Consider the following 14,440-nt stretch of genomic DNA (forward strand, 5'->3'; position numbering starts at 1 on the left):
TGCTGCTTGCTGGCCCGCCCTTAGGCCGGCTGCGGCTGCAAAAACACGCGCGCCTTCTTGGGCGATAGCAGCACCCGATCGCCCTCTTTAAGACCCAGCGCGCGCAGCCGCTCGGCCGGTATCTGGGCCTCGATCAGCGGGTCGTGCCCATCGGGGGCTTCGGCGTCCAGCGGCTGCAGCTCGAGGCGCGCAATCGGCCCGACCACCACCAGACGCTGCAATTCGGCCGCAATCCCCACCGCGCCCGGGCGCCAGCGCTCCACCTCCAGGTCGTGCGGGCGCACATAAGCAAAGGCTTGCGCGTCCTGCGCCAGCGCGTGCTCGGGCGTGTCGATCGCCACCCCTTCGAGGTGCAACTGGCCCTCGTGGGCGCGGCCGTGAAACAGGTTCACATCGCCCAGAAAACCATAGACGAAGGGGCTGGCCGGGTGCTCCCACACCTGCTGCGGCGTGCCCACCTGCTCGATGCGGCCCTGGTTCATCAGCACCACGCGGTCGGCCACTTCCAGCGCTTCCTCTTGGTCGTGGGTGACGAAGATGCTGGTCACCTGCAGCTCGTCGTGCAGGCGGCGCAGCCAGCGCCGCAGCTCCTTGCGCACCTTGGCGTCGAGCGCGCCAAAGGGCTCGTCGAGCAGCAGCACGCGCGGCTGCACCGCCAGCGCGCGCGCCAGCGCAATGCGTTGGCGCTGCCCGCCCGAGAGCTGCGAAGGGTAGCGGTCCGCCAGCCAGTCGAGCTGCACCAGGCTCAGCAGCTCGTGCACGCGCTCTTTTATCTGTGCCTCGCTCGGGCGCTCGCGGCGCGGTTTCACGCGCAGCCCAAAGGCCACGTTCTCAAACACCGTCATGTGCCGAAACAGGGCGTAGTGCTGGAACACAAAGCCCACGTTGCGCTCGCGCACGTGCACGTCGGTGGTGTCTTGGCCGCTGAACAAAATGTGCCCATGCTCGGGCGTTTCCAACCCAGCGATGATGCGCAGCAGCGTGGTTTTGCCGCAGCCCGAGGGACCCAGCAGCGCCAGCAGCTCGCCCGATTCGATGTCGAGGTCGATGTTTTTCAGCGCGTGAAAGTTGCCAAAATGCTTGGAAACTTGGCGGATTTCGATGCTCATGGGGTGTCTTTCAAAATATCTTTTGCGTGCCGGGCTTCAAATCGGGCGCCCGGCCCATGACGGACTGGCGGCGCCAGCGGCTGCGCCGGGGCGCTCGGGCGCCATGGCGTCGAGGGCCTTCATTTCGCGCTCCATGCGCCACTCGGAAACCGACTTGATCACCAGCGTCACCAGCGCCAGCAGCGCCAGCAGCGAGGCCACGGCAAAGGCCGCCACCGACTGGAATTCGTTGTACAGCACCTCCACGTGCAGCGGCATGGTGTTGGTCTGGCCACGGATGTGGCCCGACACCACCGAGACCGCGCCAAACTCGCCCATGGCGCGTGCGTTGCACAAAATCACGCCGTAGATCAGGCCCCACTTGATATTGGGCAGGGTCACGCGCCAAAAGGTCTGCCAGCCGCTGGCCCCAAGCACCAGCGCCGCCTGCTCCTCGTCGGTGCCCTGCGCCTGCATGAGCGGAATCAGCTCGCGGGCGATGAAGGGGAAGGTGATGAACAGCGTGGCCAGCACAATGCCCGGCACGGCAAAGATGATCTGGATGCCGCGCTCGTCCAGCCACGGCCCAAACCAGCCCTGGGCCCCGAACACCAGCACGTAAATCAAGCCCGCCACCACCGGCGAGACCGAAAACGGCAGGTCGATCAGCGTGGTCAGGAAAGACTTGCCCCAGAACTCGAACTTGGCCACCGCCCACGCCGCCGCCACCCCAAACACCAGGCTCAGCGGCACCGTGATCGCGGCCACCAGCAGCGTGAGCCGAATGGCCGACATGGCGTAGGGGTCGCGCAGGGCCTCGATATACGCCCCCCAGCCCAGCCGCAGCGCCTCGGTGAACACCGCCAGCAGCGGCAGCACCAGGAACAGGAACATAAAGCCCAGCGCCAGCCCGATCAGCAGGCGCCGCACCCAGGGTGCCTCGCCTTGGCGCACGCCGACGCGCCCGGAGCGCCCCTCCGCGGCGCTCACAGGCCACCCCCGGAGCGGCTGCGCTGCCAGCCTTGCAAAGCGTTGATGGCCAGCAGCATGACGAAGGAAAACAGCAGCATCACCGAAGCCAGCGCCACCGCACCCTGGTAGTCAAAGGCTTCTAGGCGGCCGATGATCACCAGCGGCACGATCTCCGACACCATGGGGATGTTGCCGGCAATGAAGATCACCGAGCCAAACTCCCCCACACCGCGCGCAAAGGCCATGGCAAAGCCGGTCATGAGCGCTGGGATGATGGTCGGCAAAATCACGCGCCAAAATATCTGCCAGCGCGTCGCCCCCAGGCACTGCGCTGCTTCTTCGAGCTCGCGTTCGGCGTCTTGCAGCACCGGCTGCACCGTGCGCACCACAAAGGGCAGACCGACAAAGATGAGCGCAATCACCACCCCGGTCGGGTTGAAGGCGAGCTGGATGCCCAGCGGCTCAAAGAACTGCCCGATCCAGCCGTTGCCGGCCAAAATCGCAGCCAGCGCAATGCCCGCCACCGCTGTCGGCAAGGCAAAGGGCAGGTCCACCAGCGCATCGACAATCTTTTTGCCGGGGAAGGTGTAGCGCACCAGCACCCAGGCCAGCAGCAGCCCAAACACCAGGTTGAACAGCGCCGCCAGCAGCGCCGCCCCAAACGAGAGCCGGTAAGCCGCCAGCGCCCGCGGTGTGGTGGCCGCGTCCCAGAACTCGGCCCAGCTCATCTCAAAAGTTTTGAGTATCAGCGCCGCCAGCGGAATCAGCACGATCAGGCTGAGGTAGAACACCGTGTAACCCAGCGCCAGGTGAAAGCCGGGCAGCACGCGCTTGACCGCGCGCCGCTTGGTTTGCGTCTGCGCCTGCGGCGCGCCGGGTTTGCGCCCACCAGGCGCTGCCGCGCCCTCGAGCACCAGAGCGGATGCGGCAGCCATTTAGCGTCGCGCCTCGAAAATCTGGTCGAAGGTGCCGCCGTCGTTGAAATGCACCCGCTGCGCCTCGGCCCAGGAGCCAAAGTGTTGCTCCACGGTAAAGAGCCGGATCGGGCGCAGGGTTTGGGCGTGGCGGCGCAGCACCTCGGGGTTGCGCGGGCGGAAGTGGTGCCGCGCCGCAATCTCTTGCCCCTGCTCGCTGTAGAGGAAGTTCAGGTAGGCCGTGGCCAGCTCGCGCGAGCCGCGCTGGTTCACGGTGCGCTCCACCAGCGCCACCGGGTTTTCAGTGAGCAGGCTCACGCTCGGGTGCACCACATCCACACGCCCGACGCCAAACTCGCGCTCGACCGAAATCACTTCCGACTCAAAGGTCACCAGCACGTCGCCGATGTTGCGCTGCAAAAACACCCCGGTGGCATCGCGCCCGCCGCGCGCCAGCACCGGCACGTTGCGGTAGAGCTGGCGCACGAAGGCGGCGGCATCGGCGTCGCTGCCACCCTTGCTGCGCACATAGCCCCAAGCCGCCAGATAAGCCATGCGACCGTTGCCACCGGTCTTGGGGTTGACCACCACCACCTGCACGCCGGGGCGGATCAGGTCGCTCCAGTCGCGGATGTTTTTCGGGTTGCCTTGGCGCACCAGAAACAGCATGGTGGAGGTGGTGGGCACCGCCTGGTTGGCAAAGCGCTGGCGCCAGTCGGTGGCCACCACGCCGCGGCTGACCAAAAAGTCGATGTCGGTGACGGTGTTCATGGTTACCACATCGGCTGCCAGCCCGTCGGCCACTGCGCGTGCCTGGGCGCTGGAGCCGGCGTGCGACATGTCGATGCGCAGCTCGGGCGCGCCGCGCTGCTGCTGCTGCTGTGCGACAAAGGCGGCGTTGATCTCGCGGTAAAACTCGCGCGACACGTCGAACGACACATTGAGCAGGGTGCCCTGCGCCAGCGCCCAAGGGCTGAACAGCAGGGTAAAAAGGGCAAAAACGGCCAACAGGCCACGCTTACTGGGTTTCATGAGAGGGGCTCCAAGGGCTAGAGGCATACGGTGCGAAGCGCGAGTGTGCCCCGGCTTCTTCATATGACAAACTACTTTGTTTTTGTTTTTAAATAGCTTTTGATTGTTTGCTGCCCTGGCTTTAGCGCCGCTGCGTAAAAATCTGGTCAAACAGCGCCCCTTCGGCAAAGTGCTCGCGGGTGGCGTTGCTCCAGCCGCCAAAGGCTTCGTCGATGGTGAACAAGGTCAGCGCCGGGAACTGGCGCGCATACTTGGCCTGTGCCGCGGCCGAGCGCGGGCGGTAGAAGTGTTTGCCGACCAGGTCTTGCCCGGCTTCGCTGTAGAGGTGTTCCAAGTAGGCCTGGGCTGCGGCGCGGCTGCCTTTGCGCTCCACGTTGCGGTCCACCACCGTCACCGGGGGCTCGGCCAAGATGCTGATGCTGGGGTATACGAAATCCACCCGCTGCCCAAATTCTTTTTCCAGCAAATGGGCCTCGTTCTCCCAGGCCAGCAGCACGTCGCCCTGGTTGCGCTGCGCAAAGCTGGTGGCGGCACCGCGGGCGCCCACATCGAGCACTGGCACGTTGCGGTACAGGCGCGTGATGAAGTCGCGTGCGCCGGCCACGCTGCCGCTTTGGCGGCGCGCAAACTCCCATGCCGCCAAGTAGTTCCAGCGCGCCCCGCCCGAGCTTTTGGGGTTGGGCGTGACCACGCGCACATCCGGGCGCACCAGGTCGCCCCAGTCGCGGATGTTTTTCGGGTTGCCGCTGCGCACCACAAAGATGATGGTCGAGGTGTAGGGCGTGCTGTTGTGCGGCAGGCGGCGCTGCCAGTCGCGCGGCACCCAGTTGCCGTTGTGGTGCAAGGCGTCGATGTCAGCCGCCAGGGCCAGCGTGGCCACGTCGGCGGCCAGCCCGTCGATGATGGCGCGCGCTTGCCGCCCGGAGCCACCGTGCGCTTGCTGAAAAGACAGCGCTTGGCCAGTGCGCTCGCGCCAGTGCTGAGCAAACAAGGGGTTGAACTCGGCGTAGAGCTCGCGCGTGGGGTCGTAGGAAACGTTGAGCAGCGTCAGCGGCGCGGCGGGGGTGGCTGGTGTGGAAGCACTGGCAAGGCTCAAGGCGGCGGGGCCGATGGCGCTGGCACCCAGCAATTGCAGGAATTGGCGGCGATGCGTCATGAAAAAATCCTCGGTGATTGAAGCGTGGTGGCCTCATCATGCAAGGGTTTCCTCAAAACTCCAACGAATTATATTTCGTAACGTTATGCTTTCTGGCTATAAACACTTGGCCACGGCTCACTCCAGCCGCAGCCCGCCCGCCGCCCGGCCCTTGCCCGCCCGCGCTGGCGGCTTGCACAGCCCGCACACGAAGTAGCGCGCGTTTTCGTAGGTGTCGGTCACGAAATGCCCGCCACAGCAGGTGCAGCGGGTGCGCACCAGCATATTGGCGGCCATGAACTTGCTCAGGCGCCAAGCGCGGGTCACGCTCAGCAGCGGCTCGATGCCGCAGAGCTGCATCTGCTCGGCGTAGAGTTTGTAGGCCTTCATCACCACCTCGATCGGCTCCAGGGCCACGGTTTTATCCAGGTATTCGGCGATGTTGGCGTAGAGCGAGGCGTGGATATTGGGCTGCCAGCTCAGAAACCAATCGGTCGAAAACGGCAACTGCCCCTTGCTGGGCGATTTGCCCGCCACCTCTTTGTACAGGCGCAGCAGTTTTTCGTAAGACAGATCGGTCTCGCTCTCGAGCACCTGCAAACGCGCCCCGAGGTGGATCAGCGCCACGGCGCGTTCGATGTCTTTGCTCTCACTGACCAGGCTTTTGGTGGCGGTGCTCATGGGGTGTTCCTTGGGGGCTAGGAATGCGGGGCTTGCAGCGCTTAGGCGCTGGCCAGACGGCCGGCCATGAGGATGCTGGCGTGCAGCTGCTGCGTGGTGTCGTTGCTGCTGCGCTGCGGGCTGTGGCGGCTGGTGAGCAGGCCCCAGACCATGTTTTCGTCGGCACGCATGCGGCACAGCAGGGTGTTGCTGCTGGCGAGTTTGAACACCTGCGCCGGCGAAAGGGCGGCGATCAGCTCGGCCGATTCTTCGCTCACCCCGAGGCGATAGACCGCCTCACCCAAGTCGTGGCGGATGAGTTGCTGCGCCAGCATCAGGTAGGTGAGGTTGGCTTCGCGGATTTGCTCCAGCAAGGCGGCCGGAGCGCCGATGGGGGCCGAGACGGGGGTGGCAGCAGGGGCGATGGCGGTGGCGTTCATGTTCACTCTCCAGTTGGGGCCTCGGGACGCCTGCTGTTGCACAGCAGGAAAACGTCGAAGCGTTGAAATGGATTGTGAAAGCCGGCCTGTTTAACTTGAATCAGAAAGCGGCTGTTGCATGCGTCGGGGTTTGCGCCGGGCGCTGTAGGGCAATTTCTGACACGGCAGCAGACGCCCACCAGCCACAGCGGCGTGTGGCCCCGCTGGACAGCAGGCTGCGCTAGGCCTGCGGCTGCTCGGGCTCGGGATCGGTGCGCTGCAGCCGGGTGCTGCGCCAGTACACATCGTCGCCCCCAGCGGCGCGGTTGAGCACGCGTGCCAGCACAAACAGCAAATCGCTCAGGCGATTCAGGTACTGGCGCGGGGCCTCGTGCAGGGCTTCTTCGTTGCCCAGCGCCACCAGTTGGCGCTCGGCGCGGCGCGCCACGGTGCGGCACACGTGCGCCAGCGCGGCGGCGCGGCAGCCTGCGGGCAAGATGAACTCTTGCAGCGGCGGCAACTGCGCGTTGTAGTGCGCCAGCGCCTGGTCCAGCTCCAGCACCGCCGCGCCGGTCAGCAGCTCGTAGCCGGGGATGCTGAGCTCGCCGCCCAAGTTGAACAACTGGTGCTGGATGGCGTCGAGCAGCGCACGCACATCTTGCGGCAGCGGCTCGCACAGCAGCAGCCCAAGCTGGGAGTTGAGCTCATCGACCTCGCCCATGGCGTGGATGCGCAGGCTGCTCTTGCTCACGCGCTGGTTATTGCCCAGCCCGGTGGTGCCGGCGTCGCCGGTGCGGGTGGCGATTTGCGTCAGCCGATTACCCATGATCTTGCCTGTGGTTATTCAATTGGGCGCCAGCAGATTGATAATAAAATGTCAGGACAACTCACCTTTCATCTTTTTATCTGCGGGCGCAGGGTTTCTTGGGCTAATTTTGTCACAAGTGTTCGTCCTGCAGAGAAAGCCCCATGCGCAACAACCAGCCCGTCACCCAAACCGAAATCGTTCTGCGCGACGGTGCCTCCATCGTCTCCACCACCGACCTGCAAGGCCACATCACCTACTGCAACGCGTATTTTGTCGAGGTCAGCGGCTTTGCGCCCCACGAGCTGCTGGGCGCTCCGCACAACATCCTGCGCCACCCCGACATGCCCCCTGCGGCTTATGCCGATATGTGGGCAACCCTTAAGGGCGGCCTCCCGTGGACCGGACTGGTCAAGAACCGCACCAAAAAAGGCGATTACTACTGGGTGCAGGCCAACGTCACCCCGGTGTACGAGCGCGGGCAGCCAGCGGGCTACCTGTCGGTCCGCACCAAGCCCGCACGGGCCTTGGTGCAGCAAGCCGAGCAAGCCTACCAAGAGCTTCGGGCAGGCAACCCGCGCCGGCTGCGCGTGCAGCGCGGGCGCGTGCTCACGCCCACCCAGCAACTGCTGCAGCGCTTTGACTTGCAATTGCAGCTCAAAACCGCCACCGGGTTGGCCCTGGGGTGCATGCTGCTGTTGGGCCTGCAAGCGCTGGGCCTGCTCGGCGGCGCCGGGCTGGGTGCGGCGCTGGCGGCGGCTGGGGGCGCCAGCTTGGTTTGGGCCATGTGGCTGATGAACCAGCGCGTCTTGGCTCCACTGCGTGAAATCACCGCTCAGGCCCGGATTTTGGCTGGCGGAGACTTAACCCAGTCCATGCCCCCAGCGGGCGAAGACCCCGTGGGGCAGTTGTAAAACGCGCTGCGCCAAACCAACATCAATTTGCGCAGCATCATCGGCGATGTGCGCCACAACTTCGAGGCCATTCGCCTCGAAACACGCCAACTGGCCGCGGGCAATATGGACCTTTCCAACCGCACCGAAGCCCAAGCCTCGAGCCTCGAGCAAACCGCGGCCAGCATGGAGCAACTGAACGCCACCGTGGCGCAAAGCGCGGGCAATGCCGAACAGGCCAGTGCCTTGGCCAGCCGGGCCACGCAAGCAGCCCAAGAAAGCGGTCAGGTGGTGGCCAGCGCGGTGCAAACCATGCAAGGCATCAACCAGTCGTCGCGCAAGATCGGCGACATCATTGGAGTGATCGACGGCATTGCGTTCCAGACCAACATTTTGGCACTCAACGCCGCCGTCGAAGCGGCCCGCGCTGGCGAGTCGGGGCGTGGCTTTGCGGTCGTGGCCAGTGAAGTGCGGGCCTTGGCTCAGCGCAGCGCAGCCGCCGCCAAAGAGATCAAAACCCTGATTACCGAGTCACTGAACCAAGCCAATACCGGTTTGACGCTAACGACGCGCGCCGGCGCGTCGATGGAACACGTGATTGGCTCCATTGCCAAGGTCGCCGGCGTCATGACCGAAATCTCGGCCGCGGCACGCGAACAAGGCACTGGCATCGCGCAGGTGAACCAAGCCGTGGGGCACCTGGACACCGTGACCCAACAAAACGCGGCGCTGGTGGAACAAGCGGCTGCGGCCACCAGCAACCTGTCAGATCAAACGGTGCAAGTCAGCAACGCAATCGGCATTTTCAAGCTGCCCCAGCACGCCAGTGGCCCCTCGCAACCGCGCTAGATGCCAAGCACGGCCTGCAACTGCCGTGCATACCCATGCGTTTAACCATGGCAAAAAATTGGATCTTGCGCTGTGATACCATTTGTGGCAGTAAATTTTTAAATCAGGGTGTTTAGGAGCTTGCACCCATGAACCATACCCCCATTGGGCCAGCCACCGCCACACCCGCTGCGCCTAACCCACCCCCACCACTGCCGCCGGCCTTCTTGGCCGCGCTGCAGCAGCGCTTTGGGCCGGGCCAGTGCAGCACCGCGCTGGCGCAGCGCGAGCAGCACGGGCGCGATGAGTCGGCTTACATCGACGTGCCGCCGCCCGGTGCCGTAGTCTATGCCGAATCCACCACCGATGTGGCCGATGCCGTGCGCCTGTGCGCGCAGCACCGGGTGCCGCTGATTCCCTTTGGCGCGGGCTCCTCGCTCGAAGGGCAGTTGCTGGCGGTGCAAGGCGGCATCAGCCTCGACTTGATGCGCATGAACCGCGTGCTGGCGCTGCACCCCGAAGACCTGAGCGCCACCGTGCAGCCGGGCGTGACGCGGCTGCAGCTCAACGCGGTGCTGCGCGACCAGGGGCTGTTTTTCCCGATCGACCCCGGCGCCGACGCCAGCCTGGGCGGCATGGCCGCCACCCGCGCCAGCGGCACCAACGCGGTGCGCTACGGCACCCTGCGCGACAACGTGCTGGCGCTCGAAGTGGTCAACGCCCAGGGCGAGGTGTTGCGCACCGGCAGCCGCGCCAAAAAGTCCAGCGCCGGCTACGACCTCACGCGCCTGTATGTGGGCAGCGAGGGCACGCTGGGCGTGATCACCGAGCTCACGCTGCGCCTGTACCCGCTGCCGCAGGCGGTGGTGGCAGCCATTTGCGGCTTTCCCAGCATCGAGGCCGCGGTGCGCAGCACCATCGCCACCATCCAGCATGGGGTGCCGATCGCGCGCTGCGAGCTGCTCGACGCCGCCACGGTGCGCGCCGTGAACGCGCACGCCAAGCTTGGGCTGCGCGAGCAGCCGCTGCTGCTGATGGAGTTTCACGGCTCACCGGCGGCGGTGCGCGAGCAAACCGAGCAGGTGCAGGAAATCTGCCACGAGCACGGCGGGGCCGCCTTTGAGTGGGCCGACACGCCCGAGCAGCGCAGCCGGCTCTGGGCGGCGCGCCACCAGGCCTACTTTGCCGCGCTGCAAACCCGGCCCGGCTGCCGCGCCATCACCACCGACGCCTGCGTGCCCATCAGCCGCCTGGCCGACTGCCTACTGGCTTCGGTGGCCGACGCCGAGGCCTCGGGCCTGCCCTACTTCTTGGTGGGGCACGTGGGCGACGGCAACTTCCACTTTGGCTACCTGATCGACCCGCACAGCGTGGCCGAGCGCGCCGTGGCCGAAGGGCTGAATCAGCGCCTGGTGGCGCGCGCGCTGGCGCTCGACGGCACCTGCAGCGGCGAACACGGCGTGGGGCTGCACAAAATCGACTTTTTGCGCCAAGAGGCCGGAGCGGCCGCCATCGACACCATGCGCAGCCTCAAGCAAGCGCTCGACCCGCAGGGAATTTTCAACCCCGGCAAGATATTTTTGTGAGCCCGCACAGCCCTAGGCCCGAACCCCAGCCGGCACCTCTGCCCGATGCAATCGGCGCAGGCCTTGCTGCTGCTACGGCCCACACCCCTTCCCAGCCCGGCAGCACCGAAAGCCCCGCGCTGAGCAAGGGCAGCGCGCCCCAGGGGCTGCCGTGGCTGGTGGCGGGGCTGATCAGCGCGGTCATCCTGGCCGCCACCGTGCTGGCGGGCGGGTACGTGTGGCAGCAAGCCCAGGCGCGCGCCGAGGCGCAACTGCAAGCCACCGCCTTTGGCATGGCGCAGCGTCTGGCCGACTGGCACCGCGAGCGCCTGGCCGCCGCCACCCTGCTGCAGCACCGCGACACCTTGGATCAGATCTGGGCGCAAGACCAGGCCCAACCAGGCATCGAGCGCATGGAATTGATGAGCAAGCTGCTGCACGACTACGCCCACGCGCCCTCGATCGCCTCCATCGAGTTGTTCGACTCCAGCTTGCAGAGCCTATGGCATTCCGCCTCGCAGGCCTCACCCAGCCACCCGACTCTGAGCGCCGGCTTGCAGAACGTGCGTGCAAAGGGGCAGGCCCAGGTGGTGGGCCCGTGGCGCGACGCCCAAGGCCGGGTGCAACTGGCTTATGTGGGGCTGCTGGACCCGCCGGGCTTTGCCCCGGCGCTGGTGGCGCTGCATGCACAACGGCCCCCATATTTTCATGCTGCACTCACGCAGTGGCCGCTGGAGAAACACAGCGGCAGCGCACGCTTGTTTTCCATCCGCGACCAGCAGGTGCATTACTGGTCCGATCTGCCCGCGCTTGCCTCGACCCCGGGCCCGCACGACCCCGCGCAAACCTTCGCCCAGCGCCTGCTGCGCGGCGAAATCGCCACCGGCACCTTGGTGCACGGCCCTGATGACCACGGCCACCCGGCACTGGCCATGCTGCTGCCGGTTGAAGGCACCGACTGGATCGTGCAGGTGGAAGCCGACCACACCGAACTGATGGGCTGGGCCCATCGCGCCTTGCTCGGCCTGGGTCTGACCGGCACGCTGGCCCTGCTGCTGGCCTTGGGCGGCACCCGCTTGCTGCTGCAGCGGCGCCAGCTTGCCAGCGCCACGCAGGCGCTAGCGGCGCTGGAGCGCGCCCAAGTGCGCTTGAGAGAGAGCGAGGCCCGCTACCGGCTGTTGGCAGAGAACGCCAACGACGTGGTCTGGCTGTTTGACCTGGCCAGCGAGCGCCAGCTCTATGTCAGTCCGTCGATTGAGCGGTTGCTGGGCTACGACCCCCAAGAACGCACCCACCTGCCCCTCACAGCCATGTTTGAGCCCGCGGTGGTGGCCCACATTCGCGAGGTCCTGCGCCGCCACCTAGAGCGATTGGCGGCCGGGGACGCCAGCGCCCAAAACATCTGGATCGAACTCAGCCATCGGCACAAAGACGGCCAGGCCGTGCCGGTTGAGATTTCAGCCCGCATCGTGTTCGACGCACAGGGCCGACCCGCCCAGGTGCAAGGCGTTTCGCGCGACATCCGCGAGCGCCGCCGCGCCGAGCGGCAAATACGGCTGCTCTCGCAAGCCACGGCGCAAAGCCCGGCGGCGGTGCTCATCACCAACGCGCAGGGCCATATCGAGTACGTCAACCCCGCTTTTGAGCGCATCAGCGGCTACAGCGCCACCGAGGTACAGGGCCAAAACCCGCGCCTGTTGCAATCAAACCGCACTCCAAGCGACACCTACCGCCAGATGTGGCAGGCGCTGCTGACCGGCCAAGTCTGGCAGGGCGAACTCATCAACACCAACAAAGACGGCAGCCACAGCCACATGGCGGCCACCATCGCGCCCCTGCGCGACCCCCACGGCGGCCAGGTGGTGCAATACATTGCCGTGCAAATGGACGTGACGGCGCAGCGCGACGCCGAGGCACAGGTCGAACTGCTGGCTTGGTTCGATCCGCTCACGGGCTTGCCCAACCGGCAGCGTCTGCTGGCCGACATAGGCCGGGCCTTGCGCCACCGCAACGGCAACGGGGAGTTTGCGGGGCTGCTGATCCTCAACCTCGACCGCTTCAAGGCGCTCAACGACGCCCTTGGGCGCACCCAAGGCGATGCCGTGCTGCTGGCGGTGTCTGAGCGCTTGCGCCAGCAGGTTCAGGAGCCTGATGTGGCAGCCAAAGAACTGCTGGCGCACCTCAACGGCGACGAATTCGCACTGCTGATGGTGGATCTCGGGCACGACGCCAGCTTGGCGGCGGCGGCCCTGATGCGCCGCGCCAGCGACTTGCACCGCCTGTTCGAACAAACCGTGGTGGTGGGCGCCGATGCGCTGCGCTTGAGCCTTAGCATCGGAGTCACGCTGCTCGATGGCATTGCCGACGAGCGCGCCGCCGAGGCCCTGCGCCGGGCTGACACAGCGTTGCACCAAGCCAAAGACGCCGGCGGCAACCAGAGCGTGTTTTTTGACGCCCGCATGGGCCAATGGGTAGCCGAGCGCTTTGCGCTAGAGCAAGACCTGCGGCGCGGCATCGAGGCGGGCGAATTGCGACTGTATTTGCAGCCGCAAGTCGATGCGCTCGGGCGCATGGTCGGCGCCGAGGCGCTGGTGCGCTGGCAACACCCGCAGCGTGGCCTCATGGGGCCGGTGCAGTTCATCGGGTTGGCTGAAGAGTCCGGCCTGATCGAGCCCTTGGGCCAATGGGTGCTGGAGCAAGCCTGCGCTTGGATTGGTCGGTTGCGCGCACTTGGGCGACCGCTGCCGATTTCGGTCAACATCAGCCCGCACCAGTTTCACCAGACCGACTTCAGCCTGCGCTTGCAGCAGGTGTTGCAGCGCCACGCAGCGTCCGGTGACGACCTGATGCTGGAGTTCACCGAAAGCGTGGTGCTGCGCCAGGTGGAGCAGGTGATCGAGCGCATGGGCTTTCTGTCTGGCTTGGGGGTGCGCTTTTCCATCGACGATTTTGGCACCGGTTACTCCTCGCTCTCGTACCTGAAAACACTGCCCATTCACGAGCTCAAAATCGACCGCAGCTTTGTGCAAGACGCCCCGAACAACCCGGGCGATGCAGCGTTGGTGGCGGCCATGTTGTCGGTTGCCAGCCTGATGCAGTTGCGGGTGGTGGCCGAAGGGGTGGAAACCGACGAACAGGCTGCGATTTTCCGGCTTCACCCCGGGGCCCTGATGCAGGGCTATCTCTTTGGCCGCCCAGAGCCGGCCGAGGCGCTCATTGGGCGCTGGCTGGCCGAAGAAGGCCAAGGGGCCTGATAGAGCCAGAGCGTGCCGCCTTGGGGGCAGGACCACTCTAGGCTGGGCTGGCAACTGGGCAAAGGTTGGCCGAGGCTGCCCAGCCACGCGCCGGGGGGCAGCTCGCGAGCGGCTTTGTGCACGGCGGCTTCGAGGGCTGCATGGTGGGCTGCGTGCCCTGCGTTTGCTGCCGTCAAGGGGCTGGTGGGCTTGCTGGCCCCCGGCACTGCAGCGCTGGCTGGTGTGGGCAGCGCCAGCAGCAGCAGTTCGCAGGCCGACCAATCGCTGCGCCAAGGGTCGGCGCGCAGCAAGTGCGCTTGGGTGCCGCTCAGGTGCGCGCGGAGCCAGTCGGCCCAACCGGGGCACAGGCCGGTGTGGCGCGCATCCGGGAAGGCGCGCTCCAGCGCCCGCAGCAGCGGCCCCAGGGGCTGACTATTCGGCAGCCCCGGAAGCGGCCCCACGGCCACGATGCGCGCCATCGGCGGCAACTCCAGGCGTTCGCGCAAGTCGCCGAAATCGGGCTCGGCGGCGGGGTCGTGCAGGCGCCAGGCCGAAGGCGGATACAGCAGCAGCAGCACCGCCAGCGGCAGCAGCCACAGCGGCGCGGCCAAGGTGGCCCAGTCGGCCAGCCAGAGCCAAGACAGGGGGAAGCCCAGCCCGATGATGAGCCGCCGCCCCCGGCTCTGCCCCCAGCGCGCCGCAAGACAGCCTGCCAGGCTGATCAGCACCGCCGCCGTGCCAGGGCCTTGCCCGGCTTGGGTCAGCACCAGGTAAGCGCCCCAAGCGAGCAGCCACACCAGCAGCGGCGGCAGGGGCCAAGGGATGCGGTGCAGCCAGCTAAGCATGGGGGCGTGGGGCGGGGGGGCGACTTTTGGCTTGGCTTGTTGGGGCCTGGG

The 14,440-nt window shown here is 66.3% G+C and carries 13 protein-coding genes; 4 read left to right on the forward strand and 9 right to left on the reverse strand.

The genetic code is table 11. The annotated features are described in order from the left end of the window. Positions 1–20 precede the first annotated feature (20 nt). The 8 genes from SRAH_RS07905 to SRAH_RS07940 form a co-directional block, all read right to left on the reverse strand. Positions 21–1,109: a sulfate/molybdate ABC transporter ATP-binding protein gene (locus SRAH_RS07905; protein ID WP_029462805.1), complete on the reverse strand. Its 1,089-nt coding sequence runs from the start codon at positions 1,107–1,109 to the stop codon at positions 21–23. Positions 1,110–1,145: 36 nt separating this feature from the next. Continuing rightward, positions 1,146–2,078 (reverse strand): sulfate ABC transporter permease subunit CysW, encoded by a 933-nt coding sequence (cysW, locus tag SRAH_RS07910; RefSeq protein ID WP_029462806.1) that lies wholly within the window; start codon positions 2,076–2,078, stop codon positions 1,146–1,148. Then, entirely contained in the window at positions 2,075–2,995 is a 921-nt protein-coding gene (gene cysT / locus SRAH_RS07915; RefSeq protein WP_029462807.1) for a sulfate ABC transporter permease subunit CysT, read from the reverse strand. Before cysT ends, cysW begins: the two co-directional genes overlap by 4 nt. Then, on the reverse strand, positions 2,996–4,006 hold the full coding sequence (locus tag SRAH_RS07920; RefSeq protein ID WP_052369136.1) for a sulfate ABC transporter substrate-binding protein: 1,011 nt from the start codon (positions 4,004–4,006) through the stop codon (positions 2,996–2,998). Positions 4,007–4,127: 121 nt separating this feature from the next. Next, entirely contained in the window at positions 4,128–5,162 is a 1,035-nt protein-coding gene (locus SRAH_RS07925) for a sulfate ABC transporter substrate-binding protein (protein WP_029462809.1), read from the reverse strand. Between the two features lie 117 nt (positions 5,163–5,279). Then, entirely contained in the window at positions 5,280–5,822 is a 543-nt protein-coding gene (gene flhC / locus SRAH_RS07930; RefSeq protein ID WP_029462810.1) for a flagellar transcriptional regulator FlhC, read from the reverse strand. A gap of 41 nt (positions 5,823–5,863) precedes the next feature. Further along, complete coding sequence (flhD, locus tag SRAH_RS07935; protein WP_082210127.1) at positions 5,864–6,241, reverse strand: flagellar transcriptional regulator FlhD; 378 nt, start codon at positions 6,239–6,241, stop codon at positions 5,864–5,866. A gap of 220 nt (positions 6,242–6,461) precedes the next feature. Further along, positions 6,462–7,046, reverse strand: coding sequence for a cob(I)yrinic acid a,c-diamide adenosyltransferase (locus SRAH_RS07940; RefSeq protein WP_029462812.1), 585 nt, complete (start codon positions 7,044–7,046; stop codon positions 6,462–6,464). Between the two features lie 143 nt (positions 7,047–7,189). Between SRAH_RS07940 and SRAH_RS13030 the strand changes: the two genes are divergently transcribed. The 4 genes from SRAH_RS13030 to SRAH_RS07955 all read left to right on the forward strand — a co-directional run bounded on the left by SRAH_RS13030 (position 7,190) and on the right by SRAH_RS07955 (position 13,565). After that, complete coding sequence (locus tag SRAH_RS13030; RefSeq protein WP_232841018.1) at positions 7,190–7,939, forward strand: methyl-accepting chemotaxis protein; 750 nt, start codon at positions 7,190–7,192, stop codon at positions 7,937–7,939. A 27-nt stretch (positions 7,940–7,966) separates the two neighbouring features. Next, positions 7,967–8,767: a methyl-accepting chemotaxis protein gene (locus SRAH_RS13035; protein WP_232841019.1), complete on the forward strand. Its 801-nt coding sequence runs from the start codon at positions 7,967–7,969 to the stop codon at positions 8,765–8,767. A gap of 128 nt (positions 8,768–8,895) precedes the next feature. Then, a complete protein-coding gene (locus tag SRAH_RS07950; RefSeq protein ID WP_029462813.1) occupies positions 8,896–10,332 on the forward strand; it encodes an FAD-binding oxidoreductase in 1,437 nt (478 codons plus the stop codon). Then, entirely contained in the window at positions 10,329–13,565 is a 3,237-nt protein-coding gene (locus SRAH_RS07955; RefSeq protein ID WP_052369137.1) for a putative bifunctional diguanylate cyclase/phosphodiesterase, read from the forward strand. The genes SRAH_RS07950 and SRAH_RS07955 overlap by 4 nt, the downstream gene beginning before the upstream one ends. Here SRAH_RS07955 and SRAH_RS07960 read toward each other — a convergent pair. Next, positions 13,490–14,389, reverse strand: a complete 900-nt coding sequence (locus SRAH_RS07960) for a hypothetical protein (RefSeq protein WP_029462815.1) — start codon at positions 14,387–14,389, stop codon at positions 13,490–13,492. The two genes, SRAH_RS07955 and SRAH_RS07960, sit on opposite strands and share 76 nt — an antisense overlap. Positions 14,390–14,440 lie beyond the last annotated feature (51 nt).

The organism is Serpentinimonas barnesii, assembly GCF_000696225.1.
In the GTDB taxonomy this organism is placed as follows: Bacteria; Pseudomonadota; Gammaproteobacteria; order Burkholderiales; family Burkholderiaceae_C; genus Serpentinimonas; species Serpentinimonas barnesii.